We start from the raw sequence: 21,244 nt of genomic DNA, 5'->3' as shown, positions 1-21,244 counted from the left end.
ATATAGTTAAATATTATTAGATTATAAAAGTTATTTAAGATAACTAACTACTAAAAAACGAATGGTAAGCTAAATTAAAATAGAATTAATAGGTAAATAAGGACTAAATACTAGTAACAAATTTTGTCACCATTTTTATCATCATGATAATGTTACTAAATTGTTGCAGCAAATTGTCACTCTCCAAAAAAGGTACTTTGGTCTAGATTGGAGAGATGACATTTTGTGTCAGGATGGGTTGATGGCGGGCGTATCAATTGTGGTATAAAGCTAACGATAAGAGCTAATTCCACTCATCGCCTGTACCGCAAGTTGCGACATTATTGACGTTACGGCATTTATTGCCTTGATAATTAAGGCTTAATGCACCGTCATTTGCCATCTGAGTACCAGCTTTTGGCGTAGCGGTAATACGCCATTTGGCGGTAAGCGGGTTGGGCGTAATAGCGATAGTATAAAGAGCATCGCCTTGCTTGGGATAGTCGCCAGCCAAATCTGTATTCACACCGCTACTGATAGCGTCATAGCTACCTTGTGCCAATTTGCGACTTTGAATCTCGGAGGCGATGTTTTGCATCTCAGTCATCATGTCCCCGCGTTTGGTCTTGATGGTATAGCCTTGATAGCTAGGCAAAGCGATGGCTGCGAGTATGCCGATGATAGCGACGACGATCATCAGCTCAATCAGGGTAAAGCCTTTATTACTATCTTTTGTTTGCATTACCAGCTCTCCGAATAGCTACCACAATCACTAGAGGCGAGAGTGACACTACTGTCATTATTTTTAGTTTTGCACTGTATGCCGTTGCTACTTAATAGGATTTTTTTGGCGGATGCATAGTTGCTATTGGGCTCTGCCATCATCTTCCAAGAGCGACCAACGGCATTGCTTACATTGCCACCTGTCTGCGTAGCGACTAGGCTTTTGGTTGTATCAGTCCCATCGACCAGACTGATCTTGTAGCGATAGTTGGTCGCATTGCTGCCTTTTGGCAGATAAATGGTTTTATTGTCAGATTCATCAAACCCGTAAGTCATCTCTCCGTTTGCATTGATGCTCTTTTTGGGGACAAAGCCTTTATAAGTTAATGCCGAGGCTCGCCAGCGGTTCAGCTCTATCTCTAAGCGCTTCATTTGCGACTGTGTTTCAAGCTCGGCATTACGTATGACATATTGACGATAAGAAGGCACGGCAATCGCTGCTAATACTCCGATAATCATGACCACAATCATAAGCTCAATCAGAGTAAAGCCTTGATTATGAGCGCCTCGAGGAGCGCTATTATTGGGTAGGATATACTTATGATGCATAATCGTTTTATCCTAGTCAGAGGACTTTCGATACCAGCGCTGGGTGTCAAGCACATAGCCGCTCGTATTACCGAATATACCTGCTGATCCCATACCATCTGTATCAGAGGGTCTGCCGCTGCCATTGACATTATGCGGTAAGACGTCGGGCGTGGTATCCAAAAAGCTTCTATCACCGTAGCCACTACGATTTTGATCGACAGCTTGTTCGGAGAATGTTTGGTTGCCTATCAGGACTTGCACATTGGTAAAGTCTTTACTAAAAGCGCCTAGTGATAGCTCTTGTATGCCTTTACCTGCACGTACAAACCCGCCTGTGCCATTTTTGGAAGTATCATCTTCACAGACTCCCCACGGCAAGCAATACAATTGACGCTCAGAGCCACCAACTACTTGAGCTGAGCAGGTATTGACGGTCGTGTCATACTGCATCTCGGGGCTATAGGCGGTCATATAGTAAATACCGCCCATCGCTAAGCCATCTCCCATGCTTTTGACGTGTTTGATGTTTGAATAACCATCAAAATAGGTCAACGGATAGCTCCAGCCTTGCAAGACACCGTTTTTTAGGGCAGATATCACCCCAGACTTGGTTTTTGGTATTGGGGAAACAATGTCTGTAGGCGTCGTTATCTTGTCGAAAGGTAGTGATGCCAAGTCATTCAATGTCAGATCGTCTGCTTCTAAAGCGATATTATTACCGTATAAGTTTTGATCGACGATATCTCTATCTATGATGCCAAAGACTCGATTGGACTCTAATAGGCTATTACGATGACGTGATAATGGACTACTACGATCTCCTGAGGCGATATTTACTACAGCTATACGCTGTGTATTGGCACCATCAGGCTGAAAGAAGCTGACTGATGGCTGGGCGTAAAATCGGTATTGTAGACCTTTATTGACCAATAACTTTGAGGTCAAATCACTAATGCTATCACCACTGGTATTTAGCACTCGTACGACGCGGCGCACAAAGGTATTGAGACCTGTACTTGAGCTGATGCTTTGACCGTTCTGCAGATCGACGCGGTATAACTGACCGCCCAAATCTCCGAAGTATAAATGATCAATGAGTCCATCGTTGTCACGATCTAGCGTCGTAATTTCACTGACGATACTATGCTTCATAGAGGATACGCTGACGTTTTTGCCACCTGTCGTCGCGCCTGATATCGAAGCAATCAGCGCTCCTGTATCTGCATCGGCAATATATATCGCATTGCCTTTTGCTTGAGCAATACTGCTACAGCCTTCAATATTATTGGTAATAGAGTTTAGTTTAAAGGTAGGGTCTTCATAACATTTGTCATAGCCACCAGCGAAGATGATGACGTCTTTGATAGCGTTTTTACCAGCGCCTATCTTGACTTTACCGACGACAGGCTTTGACATAATCATACCCATACGGCTATAGCCTGACGTTGTATCATTGATCGTAAACAGCTTGCTTGGCTTGGTCATCGTGCTTACGTCGAGCCCGTATAGGCCTACCCCACCTTTGCTCAAGCCGCCATATACTTTCATACTACTGGCAGAGACAGAACCACTACCATCAGCAGCGAAGCTATATTTGTACTCGCCCGTTGATGTCCATGGCGCATCCACCCCAAATACTGGCGTTTTTGTCTTCGCATCGGTATTTATCGCTGCATCTTTTAAGGCTTTTAGTTGGCTTTTTATGAGTACCTTTGGGACAAAAGCGAGGGCTTCTTCACCAGTTGCAGACTTTGCCAAATGCAGCGCGCCTTCCATAGAACCAAACATCACGTAGTCATTACGATCACTTGGGTCGGTGGAGATTTGACCTGCATCAGCATCGATGACGCCATTGCCATCGCTGTCTTTATCAGGTGAGTTGATATTGCCGCCATAGCTGACTACGGTTGGCTTGGAATGTAGTACCCCGCCCAAGACCTTAACGTCGCCGCTAGGAGAGGTAATCAGCTTTGCAAGCTCAGTTTCTTGATTGCCAGCTGCGTTTATCTTATTGATTAAAGCGGTATCAATATTGATGTCATAGCCCAAAAAGCTAAGTAGATATAGCTTCTCTGCTGCGCCATAGCTGCTATCTAATTCATCAAATCCTACTAACTTACCAGCAGTCACTGCTACTTTTTTAAGTCCAGTGCCACTCTCGACATAGACGGCGCGAGTAGTATTATTGGCGGCGGTTGGTGACTTTAGTTGTGCGTAAAACCCGCCTGCGGTGATGCGATCATTAACATTGATCGTATTACCATTACTATCGACACTTTGATAGTTTTTGGTGCTCCATAGATCACGAGCATTTGGATTTAGATCTGCTGGGAACTTTTTCCCTGTTGTATCGATATTACCGTCTTTATCGATGTTGACGTATAGGCGTGTATCAGCAGTGGTGCCCTTTGCGGACTTACCGTATAGCGTACCTTGATTGACTTCATACTTCTTTAGGTTGCCTGGCCATACCATAAGATTAGAGCCTACTTTGGGCTCAAGCATCGGCAGATAAGCATAAGGTTGAACGTTTTGTGCACTTAATGGATCTTGAGGAATGGTAATCGTGCCCGAGGGTATACTGGCTAACTCGTTATCGAGCTTGGTCACAAAGGACAACACACTATTGACGATGTCTTTTGAGTCCTTGGCATAATAAAAGCCACCCTCACCAAAGCCGCCCACACCAGCATAACCGTTAAAGCCTGTCTTGGTATCCTTAGATTCCATACCTAAATTACATGAATTCTGCGCATCTTTATTGGTTAATAGATCACAGCGGTAGTACTTTTTCTCATAAGGCGTGCCATCATGCAGAGTTGCTTGTATTGACTGGTAATTATCAGAATTATTAAAAACATCAAAACTACTACCAAAACCTACCATAGCCGTTTTAATGCCTTTATCATTTAATGCCTTAGCATAGTCACCGATACAATCCCAGCGTGCGTTACTCCCAGCAGCAGCACCCGTATTGTTCATTAAACCGCTACATTGAAAACTTTGATTGGTCAGCGTTGCATTCATTATATACTGAGTATAGTTTGCTCCGTTGTTAGGCTCACCATCTGTCAACATGTATACACCAGTACCAGCACATTGTGAGCTTTCTGGCTTGATATAATTGTTGTTGTTACGAATAACACCATCGTTGGTCGTGTTCAAAAAACCGCTATAGGTACTTGTACCTGCAGCAGTAGAAGTACCCATTACATAAGCGCCTGCTTCTGCAAAGGCCCTAGCAATCGGTGTACCACCACTAGGAGATACATCTGCTACGTATTCTCTTATGTCCTCTTTTTGATCATCATTTAAAGGCTTAGCAGCAACGCCTATCTTTCCATAGCGCGCATTATTGTAGCCATACGCGCCTGCACCCATACTGACACTACTGTCCATTCTCGGGTTACGAAGCAGTTTAAATACGGCGACCTTTAACGCACTCATTCTATCCAAGCGCCAGTTGGTTGGTACATCACGCGCAGCAATCTCAGTGACCGTGCGGGTATCTTCAGTACTAGTGTCTATACAATAATTGATGTTATAGCTCTCGCCATCATCGTTACGGGACTCACTGATAAAGTTTATCTTAACATTTGAGTTATTTGTTTCCCGATAATAGCAAGGTTTATTGTTATCGCCTTTTAAATTAGGTGTTTGATAGTTGTAGGTTACATTGGTAGGCACAATAACAGTATAATCTCTGTAATACCCTCGAGTACATTTCCCTTTCCAGTTATATTTAGTACAAACAAACTCTGTTCTTGTTTGTTCTCTATTTTCTACTATTGTAAAAGGGTCGTATTGATAATCTTTGCTACCATAGTCATCCCATAAGCTTCTACTGTCCATACTGCCTGACTTATCAAGCATCAGCATAACTGTGGGTTGAATCTCGCCCACAGGAGGTTGGTAGATCGACAGATCTCCCAAAGTGTTATAGCTTGCAACCCCTCTGGCGTCATAACTAACTGCCGCTTGAGACTTGGTAGCCATACCAATAGTAGATAATGCCAATGTAAGCGCTGTGACTTTAAACAACGTCTGAGGAGTACAGGGTTGTACTGATAATGAATTGAGCTTTTTCATGTTGTACTCCTTGGAGTGTAAGTATTGTTACAAGACAGCATAGAGCTTCTTTGGCTTAGTTTTTTGAACCTGTTGCGCCAGCGGCTTTGGGCGTACCAGATGCAGTAACATTTAATAGCTTTTGACAAGCGTCGCTAAACGCATTGTTTGCAGTACCTTTGCCGTAGTCCAAGCATTTTTTAGAGGTCAGTATATTCTCAAGCTTGACATCCTCTACTAGGGTCGTCGCTGGGACCCCAATACGCGCTAAACACTGCGTCAGTGTCTCATCGTAATACTTGGTGATGTCTTTATCGTCTTTGTCTTTAGCGCTATAGCCAAAGTCAGCAGCGTTTTGATTGGGTTTTTTTAGACATTCTAGGATGTCGCTCTCTTTTGCTTGCGTAAGTCCAGGTAAGAACGAGCTACTAAACAGACGAAAGTTCGGTGAGCTACTAGCAACGTTAGTCGTGGTGATGGTCTGCTCTAAGGGTACAAACTCAAAAGGCCCTGCCGCTACCATATCGCTACTAGGCCGAGTGACCGCTACTTGCGTCATCACGTTGTTGCGTGCGCTACTAAAATCTTCTGCTTTACTGACACGGCAAAACCCGCCCGTATTTGAAGCGCCTGTCGTCAGCTTACTACCACCGCTTGGATCAATCACGGTTGCTTCATTCATTCTAAAAAAGTAGTCGGCGCGCGGACGATAACAAAATACAATTTGATCCCCGCGATTCTCTTCTGCTCCAATGTTCATAAAGTAACCAAACATACCAGCTGAGCTAAGCGCTAGGTTTTTTTGAGTCACTGCGTCGGCATCAGTTGTGTCTACATTGATAAGCTGCTCGATACTTTTATTATTATTGTCTGCTGTGTTCAGTAGCAGTGCATCTGCTTGATCACTCGTTGCAAGTTTTAAGTCTGTCGTACTGCTTCTTACTGCTATAACGCCTGCTAGCGTAATAAGAACTAAAAATAATAAAACCACAATCAAGGCGACACCTTGCTGATGAGTAGGCATAGACAAATGCTTTTTCATAGTATTTCGCCTTATATTGAGGGTTTCTGTCTTGCGTTTCGCAGCGCAATTTCATTTTGAAAAATAAAGCGTAAGTATTTTTTTTCTACATCGGTTGCATCCGTTTTTAGAGCGACATCATTACCCAAAACGGTAAAATTATTAGATAGCTCTGAGGTTTGGACGACGTTGTTGGAGCGTATGATGCCGCCCACTTTTACTGATATAACATCTGGTTTGTCTGTCAGATCAGTGTATTGTTTGACCGTGTAATAGCGTATGTCATCAGCCTCTTTGGTGCCGAGCAAGATATCGAAGTAATCCATATTTTGAATAACGACGACGCCTTTATCGCCGAAGTCTTTTATCCGGTTTTTGGCGGTCAATACAGTAGCAGGCTTGTCTGCTCTACCTTGCTCTTTATAGTCATCCATATCTTCGGTAATGTATTTGCCAGCGTCACAATATAAAGAGAGTTGATTGGGTTTGGAGGCATCTTGAGCATTTAAATAATAGCGCTCTATAATGATTTGGCCATCAATGACTTTTTTGACTTTATTAATATTAACTTCTCTTGGACCCAAAGCTGCCCTACCTTCACAGTCAAACATATTCTGCGGCGCTCTAAACTGTATCGTTAGCTGTCCGCTTGGTGTGTCTGTCGCAGTCATCGCTGACCATTGATTGCCTGAGCCTTTCGTTGTTACATCGCCAGTATTGGTTAGTAATGTCAGAGGTATTTCTTTATCACCATCCAACTTTATGTTTTTTAGGTTGCCAGCTTGGGTCAACACCACCCCTGCCCCAGCATTGGTATCATTGATAGTGTCTGCCAGTCCCAAGTTAGCCAGTCGTATATGCTCTTCTAGCACAGGGATACCAAAGACGCTTGAGTCAATAATGCTTGAGCCTGCTTCTTGTAGAGTGACCGATCTAACATTGGCAATATAGACTTGCATTACCGCTGCTGATATCAATAAACCCAATACTAAAGAGATCATCAGCTCCACCAAGGTAAAACCTTGCTGAGTTGGCGGTAGCGTATTGGTAGGCTGTTTGGATAGATGACGATGTATAGTAGACATCAATAAGCCTCCATAATAAAACATGAGGCGCTAGGCTTATAAGTGCCGTTGGCATCCGTACAAGAATACTTTTCGTCATTCATAGTCGGTTTAGTCTGACTCCACGCTGCAATGATACATTGGCGCTCATTCATATCATTGGTATCTGTACAGACCTCCATATTCAGCGCGATTTCTTTTTCACAAGCAGCGACGAGAATGATGCCAACATTATGGTTGACCATCTCATCGATACTACAGTCGTCCGTATTACAATCAGGAGCTGCAGTACTATAAGTTTTGACATCTTTACAGTAGGCGCTTATGTCGTAATCGCTATTTACTTTTTTACTGCTTTTATAAACGCTATTTACCTGCTCTCTATAGATTGGACCAGTATTTGGTAGTATGCGCATACTCTCTGACAAAGACTTCATAGTAGATATAGAGCGAGTACGCATCAGGCTCTCATCAGTCGCTTTTATAGCGCTCATTTGCATAGCACTAAAACCCAATACCGCCACTGTGAGTAGCAGCAGCGCTACCATAACCTCGATTAAGCCCACACCTGCCTGAGTCGTTTGTGTCTTCATTAGCAGCTCCCAACGGCCGTAATATTGATATTAGCGATACTGTTAAGGCTGACTTGCCTAGGAGTCTCACTAGTAGAAGCATCATCGCAAACGGTATAGCTAACGCTGGCGCCACCAGCCATGACTTTATTAGGCTGAAAGGTAACTTCAGTGACCGTAGTAGGAGTAATCTCTTGATTGATTGTGCTTTGAGAGGCGATATTATAGGTAGACAAAACGGTACTACTGTCGTCCTGTAAGGTGATGGTCTTGGGCGTGCTACTGTCGTATACCACTGTGATGTTTTGCCGGCGTATGATACTTTCAGCTTTCGCTTCTTTAAGCGCACTCTCTATGGTTGAGACAGTTGACTTTACTCGCTGATTGGCTAACTGGTTGCTGATATTGGGCGCGGCAATGCTTACAATGATCGCCAGTACAGCTATCGTTATCATTAGCTCAATCAGGGTAAACCCTGCGCTGGTTGCTGGTCGTTGGTAAGATGAGCTGTACAAAGATGCATCCACATCAATATCCTATTAATAACAATCATACATAATGACAACGACCAGTTTATTTATATAAAGAATAGACACTACTTAGCTAGTTTTTTGTTTATTCTTAAATACTGTTGCAATATTCATTCCAGTGTGATGGTATCAGCAGGTAATGCTTTAGAGCAGACAACCCACGTGATAAATGAATTTATCAATGAAATAGTTATAAGAGTCGACATAAGAATGGACAATGTAGCATAGATACATTTCTGTATCATTAATAATACATAAAAATATCTTTAAATATTATTTATTAACATTATTTGTCTAGGTGTCGTGACTGCCGTGCGCAAGTGCATAGGCTGATATATGGTAAATATCAGAGACAGGCATGTTTTTATCGTGGAATGTACTTTGATTTATAGGATGGGTCTGACTATAAGAAGATGACTTGGCAGACAGTGTTCGAGCCAGTGCTTGTAGACTTGCTCCTGTGGTCGCCACATCATCAAATAGCAATATACGTTTGACAGGCGGCAATGTCGTCAACGTAAAAGCATCGTTTAGGTTCGTTAGGCGTTCTGCACGCGTTAGGCCTTGTTGACTAACAGTATGATCAATGCGCTGGACACCTTGCCAGATAGGTATATTCCAATGCTTGGATAAATATGCAGAAAGAATAGTCACCGGATCAAAGCCGCGCTCAACTAGGCGATTGGCGGTGGTAGGCATGGGTAAGATGACACTATTTTGGCTATGGCAGCCGGCTGGTCTTGGGAGCTGACGCAATACATGTACCAATAAAGGCAGTTTGGTCATGTCCTCTGAATGTTTAAAAGCTCGAATGGCTTGGCGAATTGGATAGTCGTAATAAGTAGCAGCTTGGATAGTAAGAGAAGCACCTGCGGCAATATCTACAGTAAATACCTTGGGGAGCCACGCGATATAATCATGACAGCGTGCACATAAAATGCCTTTATATAAATAACGCCGTATATGATTGTGAAGCGATGGGGCTGCGCTGCTGGGTATGGAAGCTGTACTACGATAGACATGACATAGCTGACAGCGTAAATTTATATACTCTGCCAGCCATAGGCCGCTTTGATATGGTGCTAAGCGCTGCATAAATAACGAGGACACTTATCTATAATATTTAGCGAATTATAGCCCTCTCCAGTCATTGAGCATTATCCCAACACCGATAGCGGTATTTTTATGGTTGTAGTCGATGATGGACTCACCATAACCATGGAACAGCTGAACATAACCATTGACGTTGTTGGACAATGGATAGATATAATCGACTTGCGCTGCGCCTTTTTCTGTCTTTGGGTTATAACGCAAAGTACCGCTGACACTGTGTTTGTTTGGCAAGTCATATAAGAACTTCATATCACCATAACCCAAGAAATCTTCGATATCTGGGTTATCATCCGTGTCGCCACTCTCGGTACTGACTCGCGTCCACAGTCTTGGTACAATCGCAAACTTACCCCATTCAGCACCAGCCATAAGATAGGCACGGTTCCATGAACGAGACAAATTGTCAGACTGACCGTTTGAGTGATGCGAAGCTCCCGCCCCTAACATACGCAAGCGTCCGCCAAAAGGTAAGTTTGCTGTGACAGGCTGAGTTACAAATACCTCTGGCTCATAGTCAGTTGCTCGAAACGGACGAGAGTTGTCTTCATTGTAGACCTGCCAATGCGACTGCTGCGTATAGCCAAACCACATATCGGCATTGGTATCGAATAAGTCCTCTGCGACCTTAGTCTTAATAGATACTTGCAGTTTTAGCTCAGGTACTCTTAGCTCATTGGGACTAAAAACCTCCTCATCTCGAGTCGGCGTGCTTGGACTACGGTTGGGCTTGGCATTTAAAAATAATGGCAATAAATACATAGGACGGTGTGGACGCGCTGACCAAGTCCCGCGCTCACTGTTTTGGTCCAAATCATAGGCCAGACTCAGCGGTGTGTATTTTTCGATATCGCTTTGAGTCACGCCGACATCATCTAATATCTCGGTTTGTGTCTTGTCTATCGCGGCCTTATTTGTTCCATTATTGGAAGACAACTGATTGGCAATGAGTACCGTATCCGCAGCTGCTACAGTATCACCCTGCATCTTAGTCATATCTTCTGCAAGTACCACCTGCGGCTCACCCGAAATGGTACTTTTAATGGTGCTTGCCAAATCTAATGGTTGCTTAGTCGTGGTATAGCTTGGCGTCTCGCCTTGCTCTGCAACTTTGTCAAAACAGGCCAGTCGTGCAGCGGCCGTACGTACTTGCGTACATTCAAAAAACAATTGTGCTTGCTGTGCGACAAAAGCATCGTTAGACAGTTTTTGATTATCAACGTTTGGTGTCTCTAACTGCTCAACAGTAGCTTCCTGCACGTCTATAGCTAATTCATCATTTATCTGATTGTTATCTACCGCATGCACTTGCATGGTAAAACAACTCAGTGCCACGCCAACTGCTATGCTCAAATGGGTTTTGGTTACTGTGTGCTTAGTAGCTTGAGAAACAAAAGCAAGGCCCATCATCTGACGCTGCAAAGCTGTATGAACAAACATAAGTGTCCCTTGTGTTAATTGACACGATGGTCAATAAATTATCTACGATGACTAAAATCAAACTTGATCGGTAAAAAGCAACTACGGTATTTTATTAGTACAACTTAACTATTGTTGCTTTAGTGTAATAAATATAACCGCATTATACTAGAGTTATTTGTCTTTAGTACAATGTTAAATAACAAGAATTTGTCTCTAACAAATCTTTAAGCGTACGCTTGGCAAGTAAAAAGAGCCAGTCACTGTGTCATAACAGTATACTGGCTCTTTTATCGTGTGGACTTTTATTAATGCTGCATTATTTGTTGAGTGCAGTTAAAGTCTCTTCAAACTTTGAGCGTCCAATCTCACCAACTTGCTGATTTATCAATTGTCCATCTTTGTAATACAACAATGCTGGCGGACCAAATAGTTGGTAGCGCGCCAAAATTGCCTTTGAGTCTGGAGTAGTTTCAGTGATATCAAGCCTGATCAGCTGCCAGTCTTGCATCTGCGCTGGGCGATTATGAAACAAGTTTTTATCCATAATACGACATTCGACACACCAATCAGCCGTCACATCCACGATGACTTTGGGATTTTCGACAATGATTGTATCTAATTGCGCAAGTGTCGTAATGTGCTCATCGTTTGCATTACTACTACCAACCGCTTGACCACTATTCGACTGTAGCATCGTCGGTGCAGCGCTCAGTGACGCTAACGGATGGAGACTATCATCGTTGCCAAGTGCTGCCCCAATTATCAAGCAAGCGGCCCAAATACCAGTCACTAGACCAAGTGCTTGGGTAAACATTCGGCCACGACCCAGCCAGCTCCATGCCCATGTCGCCACTACCATAAACCATAATGCCCATACTAACAGCATTATAGGCGATACAAATACGCGCTCAATTAATAACAGCGCTACTGCAAATAATAATAAAGCAAAGCCTTGTTTGACCCAGTTCATCCACTCGCCAGCCTTTGGTATGATTTTGCCTTGAGTGGCACCAATCAAAATCAGCGGTGCTGACAAACCAAAACCAAGCATAAATAAGGCGGCAAAACCAAGTAACGGACTACCAATAGTCGACACTGCAAGCAAGGCGCCAAATAGTGGCGCGGACACACAAGGCGATACGACCAATGCTGATAAAAACCCAGCAATGAGGCTACCTCCCGTACTACCAAGCTTACTGTCACCCGCTTGACTCAAGCCTTGCATCTTACTACTAATGGCTCGTGGCAGACGAATAGTAAACACTCCCAGCATATATAGCGCTAATAAGACAAAAATAATAGCAAAGCTAATCAAGATAATTGGGTTTTGTAGCCAGCCAATAATGCCTAATGACTCGCCAAACACCGCGATGACTGCACCCAAAATACCATAGGCAGTAGCAACCCCAATGGCATAACTGGTGGTCAATATTACGCCTCTTTTTACTGTTGGGTTTTTCTCACGTGCCACGATATTGGCGACGATAGGCAGCATCGGTAGCACACAGGGGGTTAGTGCTAAGCCTAAACCTGCTAAAAATAATAAACCTAATGCCAACCATGGATGCGAAGCAAGACCAAACGGATCAGTATCGACTAAACTATCCTCGTTGACAGTAGAGCTGCTGGCATTGCTGGCCGTGTTGTTATTGGTCGTATTGCTATCAACCGTACCGCCACCGATGACATTGGTATCTGCTCCAGAAATCGTATTGGTTGTAAGCTCGTCATCTAAAGAACTGTCATCTAGTAAGGCATAGTCAATCACCTCATCATCTGTCTCTACTTGCTGTGCTGTAGGCGTAGCATTTTTTATATCAGTTGCAGTCGCTGTGTCTGCTGTCGTGGCAGCACTCATAGCAGCTTTGACGGTAGAGTCTGTCGTCTGATCTTGAGAAGACGTACTATTGCCACTCGCTGCAGTCTGCGGGGTAGTCGCAGCGATATTGACAGTAGTATTTATCTTTTCAGGCGGGTAACACAGTCCCGCTTTGGCGCACCCTTGCCAGCCAATAACTACTGCAGCATCGTCCACGCTTTTGCCATTTGTACTATTTAACGTCGTGGTAGCAACCATATTGGCTTGATCAAATACGGGCACACGACCAAAGGTGGGATCATCAATAGAAACAGCCGTCTGATTAAAAGTAAATGGCGTCGCAGTTATACCAGCAGGCAAGGTAAGCTTTATTTTATCTTTATAGACATAGTGCTCAGGCGTGATGTCGAAGTTGATCGATAACTGCGTCCCTGTCGCGACAGGCTTACTGACACTACCCACCTGAAACGCTTGATCGACGGGTAAAAACTTTGGCTTCGCTGAGCTTTTATTATTACCAAACAAATCACCCAAGCTAACAGCTTGAGCTGTCATAGATGTGGCGGTCAGTCCAGTAGCGACCAATCCAGTAGGTAGTAGTCCTGTCAGCAATGAGCTACTGCTTAAAGCAAACGCTAACAGATAAGACTTTTTGGAAGAACGATTTTTATAGGAGGATGGAGGTTTTTCTGGTGTCTTAATGGACATAAAGGACTGCCTATTGATTACTAATACTGACATCGACTCGGTCGATATTTACTTACGTTGTGCTGCGATATCAACCGTGGTTCTGATTTTCTCTGGCGGGTAGCATAATCCAGCTTTGGCGCAGCCTTGCCAACCGATCACGAGCGGTGCATTCTTTGCCCCTTTGCCATTATTGGTCGTAAGTGTCGTCGTCGCTATCATATGCTTTTGAGTAAATACTGGAACCTTGCCAAAAGTTGGATCATCGATTGAGACTGGTGATTGGTTAAACGCAAACGGCGTTGCGCTCACCCCTTTCGGGAAATTTAAAGTAAGCTGGTTTTTGTAGACGTAGTGACCTGGCGTGATATCAAAGGTGATGGATAAACGCGTGCCTTTGGATGTTGCATTGGTAATGCTATCAACTTGGAAAGCTTTATCCACTGGTAAAAACTTCGACTTTGTAGCACTATTATTACCAAACAACTCACCTAAACTTGCTGCCTGAGCAGTCATAGCAAGCATTGAAGAACCCATCATCATTGAGGTGCTCATGATAGCAAGTGTAAGCGCATTAGACTTTTTAGAAGTGCGTTTGGATACTGCGACTGATTTTATTATTGGTGTTTTGATTGGCATGAATAATTACCTTTAATTGCTGCTTTCAATAAACGAGGGCTAAAATCTAACTATTCTGGCGATGGTATTGGTATCAAACGAAAAGACTGTAATGTTAAAAACTTTAGTATGACAACTTATATAAGAACGGCGCTAACTTTCGTATTAATAAAAAATATCAACCAATAATGTCTTATTGGTTGATAATAGTTACGATCCAGTTATCCGTTTCTGGCCGTTATTACTGAGTACGCTAATGTCTCTATTTATAGTTTTGCATAGATGTCAGCGTCTTGACCTTCGCCGCCTTGTTGACCATCTGCACCCAACGAAAATAAATCATAAGGGCGACCTTCACTACCTGGAGAGACATACTGCAGCTCATTTTCCCAACCATCAGTTGGATAGCCACCTTTGATATAACCCCCTTCAGGATAATTCTTCGCGTCCGCAGGCGGTGTGCTCAGCGCTTCCAAACCCTGCGCTGTCGTTGGGTAGCGTGAGTTATCTACCTTATACATATCAAGCGTATTAGATACGGTCGATAAGGCCGTTTCTGTCGTTTTAACCCGCGCTTTGTCGCTCTGGCCCACGACTTTTGGCACGACCAATCCTGCCAAAATAGCCAAAATGACAATGACAACCATAATTTCAATCAGCGTAAAGCCTGACTGGCTAACGTTCACTGCCGTCCGTTTATTGATGACGTGTACGTTATTTATATCTGCATGAGATTGTATACTTTTCATAGGGTGCTGCTTTGCTGCTTTGGTTGGGGTTTTATCACTCATAATCATCGCTTTTATCATTACCGTTATACACAAATATCAAGACGATTATCACTATAGACTATGATTGTATATTTATCTACTAGCGCACTTTGATTTTAAATTTTGATTTTAAGTTTTGGATTATCGCTGTCCCTACTTATAGGTACATAAACCTCTATATATGTATAAACGTCACTGTTTATAAAGGTCACTATAGCCCAAATAATCAATGAACGACAGTGTATTTGCCTATCATTGATTAATATACAACAGTAAGCAAAACTTAAGAAACCTGCTGTAAGGTTAAAGTGATACGGTCAAATAGTAAACCGCCCGAACTAACCTGCCAAGTCGTTCATATTCACAATCGGCAGCATAACTGCCATCACAATAATCATCACGACGACGCCCATCAGTACTAGCATCAACGGCTCTAATAACGACAGCAAAGTACTAATAAAGTTGGTCGCTTCTGCCTCTTGCATACTGGCTGCTCGGCTGAGCATATTGTCAAGCTCACCCGAGTTTTCCCCACTTTTTATCATCTGTACCATCATCGGTGGGAAATAAGACGTTTTTTCGAGTTGGCTTGATAAGCTGGCACCTTCTGTTACTCGATCTGCAGCAGTAACGATGGTTTGTTTAATATGTAGATTGGTGGTGACGGCGGCGCCAATATGTAAAGCTTCAATTAATGGCACACCTGAACGTACCAATATCGCAAGTGTACTGGCAAAGCGGGCAGCATTGAGACTTTTAGAGAGCCGTGCCAATATTGGCAACCGAAGGACGATGCTATCAATAGCAAGCTTGCCTGCTTGCGTTTGCGCAAACCGGTAAAACAAAAAAGCGCTACTTATGAATATTAATAGCATCAGCCACCACCACTGGGTGATGGCATTGGACATCGCTAGCACCACCTGCGTAATTAATGGCAGTGCCTGCTCAGACTGCTCAAACACTTTGACAATCTTAGGTACCACAAAGCTCATCAACCCCATAATGACACCGACTGCCATGACCATTAGCACAATAGGATATACCATCGCACCTTGGATTTTTTTTTGTAAGGCAAAGCGGTTTTCAGTATAGTCGGCCAATTGATTAAGAATCAGATCAAGATGACCTGACTTTTCACCAGCCGCGATAGTGGCAATATATAAAGGCGGAAAACTCGCAGCTTGCTGTAATGCACGGGCAAAGCTTAAGCCCTCTAGGACGTGTGAGCGCACTGCCAGCATAAGAGACTTGATATGAGTTTTGGGCGATTGCTTGGCGACAGCTGCTAGGGTTTCTTCGAGTGGAATACCAGCTGCTAGCAGGACAGAGAGCTGGCGAGTTAATAGCGCCAGCTCATATGCAGATGGCTTTTTATAACGACTGCGCTGTCGACCTTGCTTGTCATTGACAGCATTGACCTCTACTGGCGTCCATTGTTTGTCACGGATCTGCTGGCGTACTTGCCGCGCCGAGTCACCTTCTAGTAACCCTTTTTGGACATCGCCTTGGTCATCAAGCGCTTTATAATGATAAGCAGGCATAACAGCGAGTATCCTAAGGCAATAGATGAGAAAAGAAGTGGTGAGTCATGTCTTTAAAAAAGTGGCGTAGAATCATTACTCTCGGGCATCATTCCTTGTAATAACAATACATCTAAATGCTGCTGCTGTAGCTTTTTATCAAAATCATTAACTTCGGCGATAAGCATTTTTTCGATACGTTTATCAGACGCATAGACGCTAAGACGCGCGCAAATGACTGCCAACTGGTAAATACGCTTTTTACAATAGCTGTCTAAGCCTTGCAACAAACGCACCATATAAGGCGTCTCAAGACTAGCATAGTCATACCCTTCAACCACTTGCTCACCAAGTGCTGTGACGCCGTAGCTAATAGACAGGTGCGCACAAAAATAACAGCTGAATAAATAACCAACCACATGACCAATATAATATCCACGATCATACGTAAAACTACTCACCCCAAAGTGACCAAGCACATAGCTATTTAGACTGGCTTGATCCTCAATAGGTTTGGGGTGTTTTAGCTGACCCACAGTTGCAAGTCTTAGTGGATTATGACCATCTTGCGCCGTCAGCTGCCACCCTGCTGGCTGCTGAGCTGGCATATGGCGTACGATGTCAGCGATAATATCATCGACCACATGCAACTGCTGCCATAAGCGCTCAAGTGGATTGACATCGAGCAGGCCACGCTTATCAAGCTGCTGCGCAAGCTTATACTGCTGATACTCTGCAAACTGACTCTTTAACGTCTGTACCAGATAGGTTGGACGTACATTTGCAGAAGCCAAATATAGCAAGCGAGTACGCTCATGCTGCAGGCGATAAAGTGTTAAACGCAGCTCAGCCACACTAGACTCTGAGGTGTCAGTTGCGTGAACAGCAGATGACAAAGAAGATGACGTGGTAAAAAGAGCAAGCAGCGCCGCTTTATCTCTCACTGCCGATTCTTGTAGCGATGATAATGTCTCATGGCTACTTCTATCATCAAAGATGGAGGCACTACTATCGCTATTTATCGTAGTAGATTGTAGGGTATTGTTAAAAGTCGGTTGGGTCATAATGTACCATCACCAGCAAAAAATAAATGTGGCCTTCAGTATCATAAGCGTATATCTAAGCTATATATTTAAATGCCATAACTAAAGATAACAAATAGCCAGATATCGTAGTGACTGCGTTTGGACTACTGACTATTATATAGTACCTGAACGCACTTTGGTTGTCAGTGTTATGGCCGCTCTTTATCTGAATTTTTAAAGATGGGAACTTATAAAATACTTACGCTGTCAGTTTACGTTGATACTGCTGACGATAAGCTTTTGGTGATACACCATAAACGCGCTTAAAGGCTTGACTAAAGGTGGAGTCTGACGCATACCCTACTAGCTCACTAATACGGCTGATGCTGTTTTGCTGCAAACGTAGATAACGTGCTGCCAAGCGCAAACGGTAATCAATTAAATATGTCAAAGGCGGCATTCCAACCACATCTTTAAACCGCTGAGCAAAGCTTGAGCGCGACATTCCTGCTACCTCAGCAAGCTTATGAATCGTCCAGTTTCGATCTGGTGCATAATGCATCGCTACCAAGGCTTTGGATAAAAATGGGTCTTTTAGCGCTTTAAGCCAATTGTCTGTCGCCTCAGGCAAGCTCTCTATATAGGTGCGCAGACACTCAATCATCATAATACTGGCCCAATGGTTGATGACTGCCGTCTTACCCATACGCTCATGCTCAGACTCCAAGGTCAACAGCTTGACCTCGACATCAATAACGCCAAATCGACCATCAGACATCTCGGCAAGCTCAGGCAATATCGTTGGCAGAACTGACAATAATGGTTGCGTCATCTCTTTTTCATATTTACATTCAATCAAAATCAAACATGCATTGATCTCACCTTCTCCATTGAGATCTATAACATGGCTTTCAGATTCATTGAGCATCTCATCTAGAGGTTTGGCATTATCACCATGATGATTAAGTGCATAGCTGACATGTTTATAGGAGTTTGAGATCATAATTGTATCGCCAGTCTTTGCCTCTCGTATCTCACTGCCGACATCGATACAAAAACTACCCGATAACACTAAATAAAACAAAATCGTATCTTTTCTATCAATTGAATATGACCAATTACCTCTACCATTTAGACGGTAGTAATTTGTCTCAAACAAATGCACGTTCTGTAATAACATACTAAGTGCGTCCATTAACAATTTCCTCAATAATGTATGGCAACTTACGGCAGCTACGCCGAACTCTGCAAAATAAACTACCTAAGAGACAATACACAAGAAAAATCGTTTACTGTGGACTGCTATTAAAGTTATACGCACGCTACACACATTTTATATTGATAGCAGCGAGACAATATTCTTTGTATAGACTATTAATATACATAGTATTAATCAGAAAGATACTGTTTCTTAAGTGTAGATTTAGGATACTGCTTAATAATGGGGGTTATTTCGCTAAAATTAACAATAAATGCGTAGAAGACAGTATGGGCATTTTTTTAGAAACCAGATAAAAGATAGGTACTAAGCCAAATGAAATTATCAAGCTTACAAAAAATAGCTATAAAATGAATAAAAAGATAGGAAAGAAAAACGCAGACGAAAAAAAATGCCAACGAGGGCAATTTATGTATGTAAAAGCAGATATATCAAATAAAAATTGGGGCGACTGATGGGACTCGAACCCACGACAACCGAGATCACAACCCGGGGCTCTACCAACTGAGCTACAACCGCCATAACTATTGCCAAGGAAGGCAAGATTTGCAGGCTAAATGGCGCGCCTGGCAGGGCTCGAACCTGCGACCACCTACTTAGAAGGCAGGTGCTCTATCCAACTGAGCTACAGGCGCTCTTAAGGGCTTTTACGTATTAAGTATAATTCGTAATGCTACGAACAAAACTATTATACATAAAAAAAAGCCTGTAAGGCTCTTAAAATAGATGGTCGGAGTGATAGGATTCGAACCTACGACCCTCTGGTCCCAAACCAGATGCGCTACCAAACTGCGCCACACTCCGATATTCTCTATTATCTCGCTAGTTTTGTCACTTAACTCGTTATCGGCAGTACCGCTAACTTGTTAATGTTCCTCGCTATCGAGGTGCATATATTAAGACTTATAGTCGGTAGTGTCAACACCTATTTTTAATTATTTTCATCAATTTTGACTAAGTACTTTATCAACGAATTGTTTGCACAGATATCTGCATAATATTTGCTTTTAATCGCCTAAATTTTTTAGGCGATTAAAGTAGTTTTATTAAGCGTTCCAGTCGTAACATTAAAAGGCATGAGCCATAGTGTCGCGGGGTTCGACTCTATAGAGTCAATAGACTGCTGAAGTGCGACTGGTTGAGCGGTGTCATCCATGACCGGATAGACCAGCCAAACTTGCTTAGCTTGGTAAGCTTGAGCATAACTGATCAGCTGATACGCATCAGTAGCGCTAATATCACGCGCATGAGTCAGTGTCTTCCATTTGATATCAATGACGTGACTACAGTGAGTGGTGTTAGCATCCGCCTTACTGATGTGCTGTTTTTGGCTATTTGCTTCGGTAGCTGTATTATAAATCAATAAATCTGGCTGTATAGACAGACATGTCTGCCCTGTAGCATCTCGAAGCCATACATCTTTTTGCTGAGTAAATGTTTGGTAAATAGGCTGGTTGATACTGGTGGACTGCTCAAACAGCTGCGTAAGACGCAAACTTGCCCACTGCTCAAAAGCTTGGTTCATATTAATCAGCAAACATAGGCGTATCTGCCCACCTTTATGGCCAACACCATTACCTGTAGGCATAGTTGAGTACTGCATTTGAAGTAGCCAATACGCCAAATCTAATAGCTTATGTACAGACTGCCGCTGCAACCGAGACAGTGGCTGTGTGGTTAGCTGCTGCTTTGCCCTTTGATAAAGAGAGCTTAGTCTTTGTTGCTCGTAGTGGCTAAACTCAGTAATCTGTCGCCAGTACACCAGCTTAGACAATAACGCTGCGGACAACGACATAGAGTGTGGGTGATAGCCTTGAGACGTGCCTGCTAGCTGCTCAAGAAAAACCAACGCACTTTTTATCAGACGATTGGCCAGCATATCGACGCTTAACTGGTCTACTTCACAAACAAACTTATGAGGCTGATGACTATTATGCTTTAGCTGCTCTTTAATCAGTAGCTTACCTTGTAGCATCGACTGGTTGTGGCTTTGGGTTTGATACTGCTTGGTTGGCTGATAGCTGGACAATAGCTGCAAAAACTGGCTGATGAGCCATTGTGATAGCGGCGGCGTTTGTGTCGGTAATGGCGTAAGATATTGACTAAGCTGGCCTAAGGTTTTGGTGTGCGGCAGCTTATGATGTCTACTAGATAATACCATCAAATCGGCCAGCATCATCTGTACCCATTGACGCGTCCGTATGATTTCATCGCTTTGGTTAAGGCTGTTTTTTTGCATGACTGCCGCTGCTTTAGGCAGTATCTCAAGCGTAATGCCACTTGGCAGCAAAACAATACCGATATAGTGACCCACCTTGAGCTGCCACTGTCCACGTTGGCGCTTAATGCTAAATACCGCAAATTCTTGCGCAAGCAGCCAAGCAAAATCATCGACGTCAATAAAGTCCTCTGCTACCAAGCGCTGGTGTTCAAACACGCTCATAGTCGCATGACCCACTGTATTTGAGTCAGGAAATGAGCATCCAGCGCTATAATAATGACTGTT

Annotated in this window: 16 protein-coding genes and 3 tRNA genes; all 19 read right to left on the bottom strand. The window is 43.3% G+C overall.

Annotated elements, in window-relative coordinates:
• Window positions 1-283: 283 nt before the first annotated feature.
• Entirely contained in the window at window positions 284-721 is a 438-nt protein-coding gene (locus ACS8FC_RS00540; RefSeq protein ID WP_439295553.1) for a type IV pilin protein, read from the bottom strand.
• Window positions 721-1,311, bottom strand: a complete 591-nt coding sequence (locus tag ACS8FC_RS00535; RefSeq protein WP_439295552.1) for a type IV pilin protein — start codon at window positions 1,309-1,311, stop codon at window positions 721-723. Before ACS8FC_RS00535 ends, ACS8FC_RS00540 begins: the two co-directional genes overlap by 1 nt.
• A gap of 12 nt (window positions 1,312-1,323) precedes the next feature.
• Window positions 1,324-5,382 (bottom strand): pilus assembly protein, encoded by a 4,059-nt coding sequence (locus tag ACS8FC_RS00530; protein WP_439295551.1) that lies wholly within the window; start codon window positions 5,380-5,382, stop codon window positions 1,324-1,326.
• Between the two features lie 55 nt (window positions 5,383-5,437).
• Window positions 5,438-6,403 (bottom strand): PilX N-terminal domain-containing pilus assembly protein, encoded by a 966-nt coding sequence (locus tag ACS8FC_RS00525; RefSeq protein ID WP_299189553.1) that lies wholly within the window; start codon window positions 6,401-6,403, stop codon window positions 5,438-5,440.
• 11 nt (window positions 6,404-6,414) lie between these two features.
• The gene (locus tag ACS8FC_RS00520) at window positions 6,415-7,467 is read right to left on the bottom strand and encodes a PilW family protein (protein WP_439295550.1); all 1,053 of its coding nucleotides are present in this window, start codon (window positions 7,465-7,467) and stop codon (window positions 6,415-6,417) included.
• Window positions 7,467-8,039 (bottom strand): type IV pilus modification protein PilV, encoded by a 573-nt coding sequence (gene pilV / locus ACS8FC_RS00515; protein WP_439295549.1) that lies wholly within the window; start codon window positions 8,037-8,039, stop codon window positions 7,467-7,469. The genes ACS8FC_RS00520 and pilV overlap by 1 nt, the downstream gene beginning before the upstream one ends.
• Window positions 8,039-8,545 (bottom strand): pilus assembly FimT family protein, encoded by a 507-nt coding sequence (locus tag ACS8FC_RS00510; RefSeq protein WP_439295548.1) that lies wholly within the window; start codon window positions 8,543-8,545, stop codon window positions 8,039-8,041. The genes pilV and ACS8FC_RS00510 overlap by 1 nt, the downstream gene beginning before the upstream one ends.
• Window positions 8,546-8,842: 297 nt before the next feature.
• Window positions 8,843-9,643: a ComF family protein gene (locus ACS8FC_RS00505; RefSeq protein ID WP_439295547.1), complete on the bottom strand. Its 801-nt coding sequence runs from the start codon at window positions 9,641-9,643 to the stop codon at window positions 8,843-8,845.
• Window positions 9,644-9,679: 36 nt separating this feature from the next.
• Window positions 9,680-11,098: a phospholipase A gene (locus tag ACS8FC_RS00500; RefSeq protein WP_439262159.1), complete on the bottom strand. Its 1,419-nt coding sequence runs from the start codon at window positions 11,096-11,098 to the stop codon at window positions 9,680-9,682.
• 298 nt (window positions 11,099-11,396) lie between these two features.
• Complete coding sequence (gene dsbD, locus ACS8FC_RS00495) at window positions 11,397-13,607, bottom strand: protein-disulfide reductase DsbD (protein ID WP_439295546.1); 2,211 nt, start codon at window positions 13,605-13,607, stop codon at window positions 11,397-11,399.
• Window positions 13,608-13,655: 48 nt separating this feature from the next.
• Window positions 13,656-14,225, bottom strand: coding sequence for a protein-disulfide reductase DsbD domain-containing protein (locus tag ACS8FC_RS00490; RefSeq protein WP_439295545.1), 570 nt, complete (start codon window positions 14,223-14,225; stop codon window positions 13,656-13,658).
• 245 nt (window positions 14,226-14,470) lie between these two features.
• Window positions 14,471-14,995, bottom strand: coding sequence for a type II secretion system major pseudopilin GspG (gspG, locus tag ACS8FC_RS00485; RefSeq protein ID WP_439295544.1), 525 nt, complete (start codon window positions 14,993-14,995; stop codon window positions 14,471-14,473).
• A 317-nt stretch (window positions 14,996-15,312) separates the two neighbouring features.
• Window positions 15,313-16,515, bottom strand: a complete 1,203-nt coding sequence (gspF, locus tag ACS8FC_RS00480; RefSeq protein WP_439295543.1) for a type II secretion system inner membrane protein GspF — start codon at window positions 16,513-16,515, stop codon at window positions 15,313-15,315.
• Window positions 16,516-16,568: 53 nt separating this feature from the next.
• On the bottom strand, window positions 16,569-17,558 hold the full coding sequence (locus tag ACS8FC_RS00475) for a hypothetical protein (protein ID WP_439262169.1): 990 nt from the start codon (window positions 17,556-17,558) through the stop codon (window positions 16,569-16,571).
• Between the two features lie 220 nt (window positions 17,559-17,778).
• Entirely contained in the window at window positions 17,779-18,714 is a 936-nt protein-coding gene (locus ACS8FC_RS00470; RefSeq protein WP_439295542.1) for a helix-turn-helix transcriptional regulator, read from the bottom strand.
• A 467-nt stretch (window positions 18,715-19,181) separates the two neighbouring features.
• Window positions 19,182-19,257 (bottom strand) — tRNA-His (locus ACS8FC_RS00465).
• 39 nt (window positions 19,258-19,296) lie between these two features.
• Window positions 19,297-19,373, bottom strand: a tRNA-Arg gene (locus ACS8FC_RS00460).
• A 92-nt stretch (window positions 19,374-19,465) separates the two neighbouring features.
• Window positions 19,466-19,542, bottom strand: a tRNA-Pro gene (locus ACS8FC_RS00455).
• 220 nt (window positions 19,543-19,762) lie between these two features.
• Window positions 19,763-21,181, bottom strand: a complete 1,419-nt coding sequence (locus ACS8FC_RS00450; RefSeq protein ID WP_439295541.1) for an McrC family protein — start codon at window positions 21,179-21,181, stop codon at window positions 19,763-19,765.
• Window positions 21,182-21,244 lie beyond the last annotated feature (63 nt).

Source organism: Psychrobacter sp. 1Y4, from assembly GCF_051847555.1.
This window is presented reverse-complemented; position numbering and strand designations above follow the sequence as displayed.

Excerpts from the sequence above, each read along its gene's own strand:
- ACS8FC_RS00540 (WP_439295553.1), bottom strand. The coding sequence starts at position 721 with ATGCAAACAAAAGATAGTAATAAAGGCTTTACCCTGATTGAGCTGATG.
- ACS8FC_RS00535 (WP_439295552.1), bottom strand. The coding sequence starts at position 1,311 with ATGCATCATAAGTATATCCTACCCAATAATAGCGCTCCTCGAGGCGCT.
- ACS8FC_RS00530 (WP_439295551.1), bottom strand. The coding sequence starts at position 5,382 with ATGAAAAAGCTCAATTCATTATCAGTACAACCCTGTACTCCTCAGACG.
- ACS8FC_RS00525 (WP_299189553.1), bottom strand. The coding sequence starts at position 6,403 with ATGAAAAAGCATTTGTCTATGCCTACTCATCAGCAAGGTGTCGCCTTG.
- ACS8FC_RS00520 (WP_439295550.1), bottom strand. The coding sequence starts at position 7,467 with ATGTCTACTATACATCGTCATCTATCCAAACAGCCTACCAATACGCTA.
- pilV (WP_439295549.1), bottom strand. The coding sequence starts at position 8,039 with ATGAAGACACAAACGACTCAGGCAGGTGTGGGCTTAATCGAGGTTATG.
- ACS8FC_RS00505 (WP_439295547.1), bottom strand. The coding sequence starts at position 9,643 with ATGCAGCGCTTAGCACCATATCAAAGCGGCCTATGGCTGGCAGAGTAT.
- ACS8FC_RS00500 (WP_439262159.1), bottom strand. The coding sequence starts at position 11,098 with ATGTTTGTTCATACAGCTTTGCAGCGTCAGATGATGGGCCTTGCTTTT.
- dsbD (WP_439295546.1), bottom strand. The coding sequence starts at position 13,607 with ATGTCCATTAAGACACCAGAAAAACCTCCATCCTCCTATAAAAATCGT.
- ACS8FC_RS00490 (WP_439295545.1), bottom strand. The coding sequence starts at position 14,225 with ATGCCAATCAAAACACCAATAATAAAATCAGTCGCAGTATCCAAACGC.
- gspG (WP_439295544.1), bottom strand. The coding sequence starts at position 14,995 with ATGAGTGATAAAACCCCAACCAAAGCAGCAAAGCAGCACCCTATGAAA.
- gspF (WP_439295543.1), bottom strand. The coding sequence starts at position 16,515 with ATGCCTGCTTATCATTATAAAGCGCTTGATGACCAAGGCGATGTCCAA.
- ACS8FC_RS00475 (WP_439262169.1), bottom strand. The coding sequence starts at position 17,558 with ATGACCCAACCGACTTTTAACAATACCCTACAATCTACTACGATAAAT.
- ACS8FC_RS00470 (WP_439295542.1), bottom strand. The coding sequence starts at position 18,714 with ATGGACGCACTTAGTATGTTATTACAGAACGTGCATTTGTTTGAGACA.
- ACS8FC_RS00450 (WP_439295541.1), bottom strand. The coding sequence starts at position 21,181 with ATGAGCGTGTTTGAACACCAGCGCTTGGTAGCAGAGGACTTTATTGAC.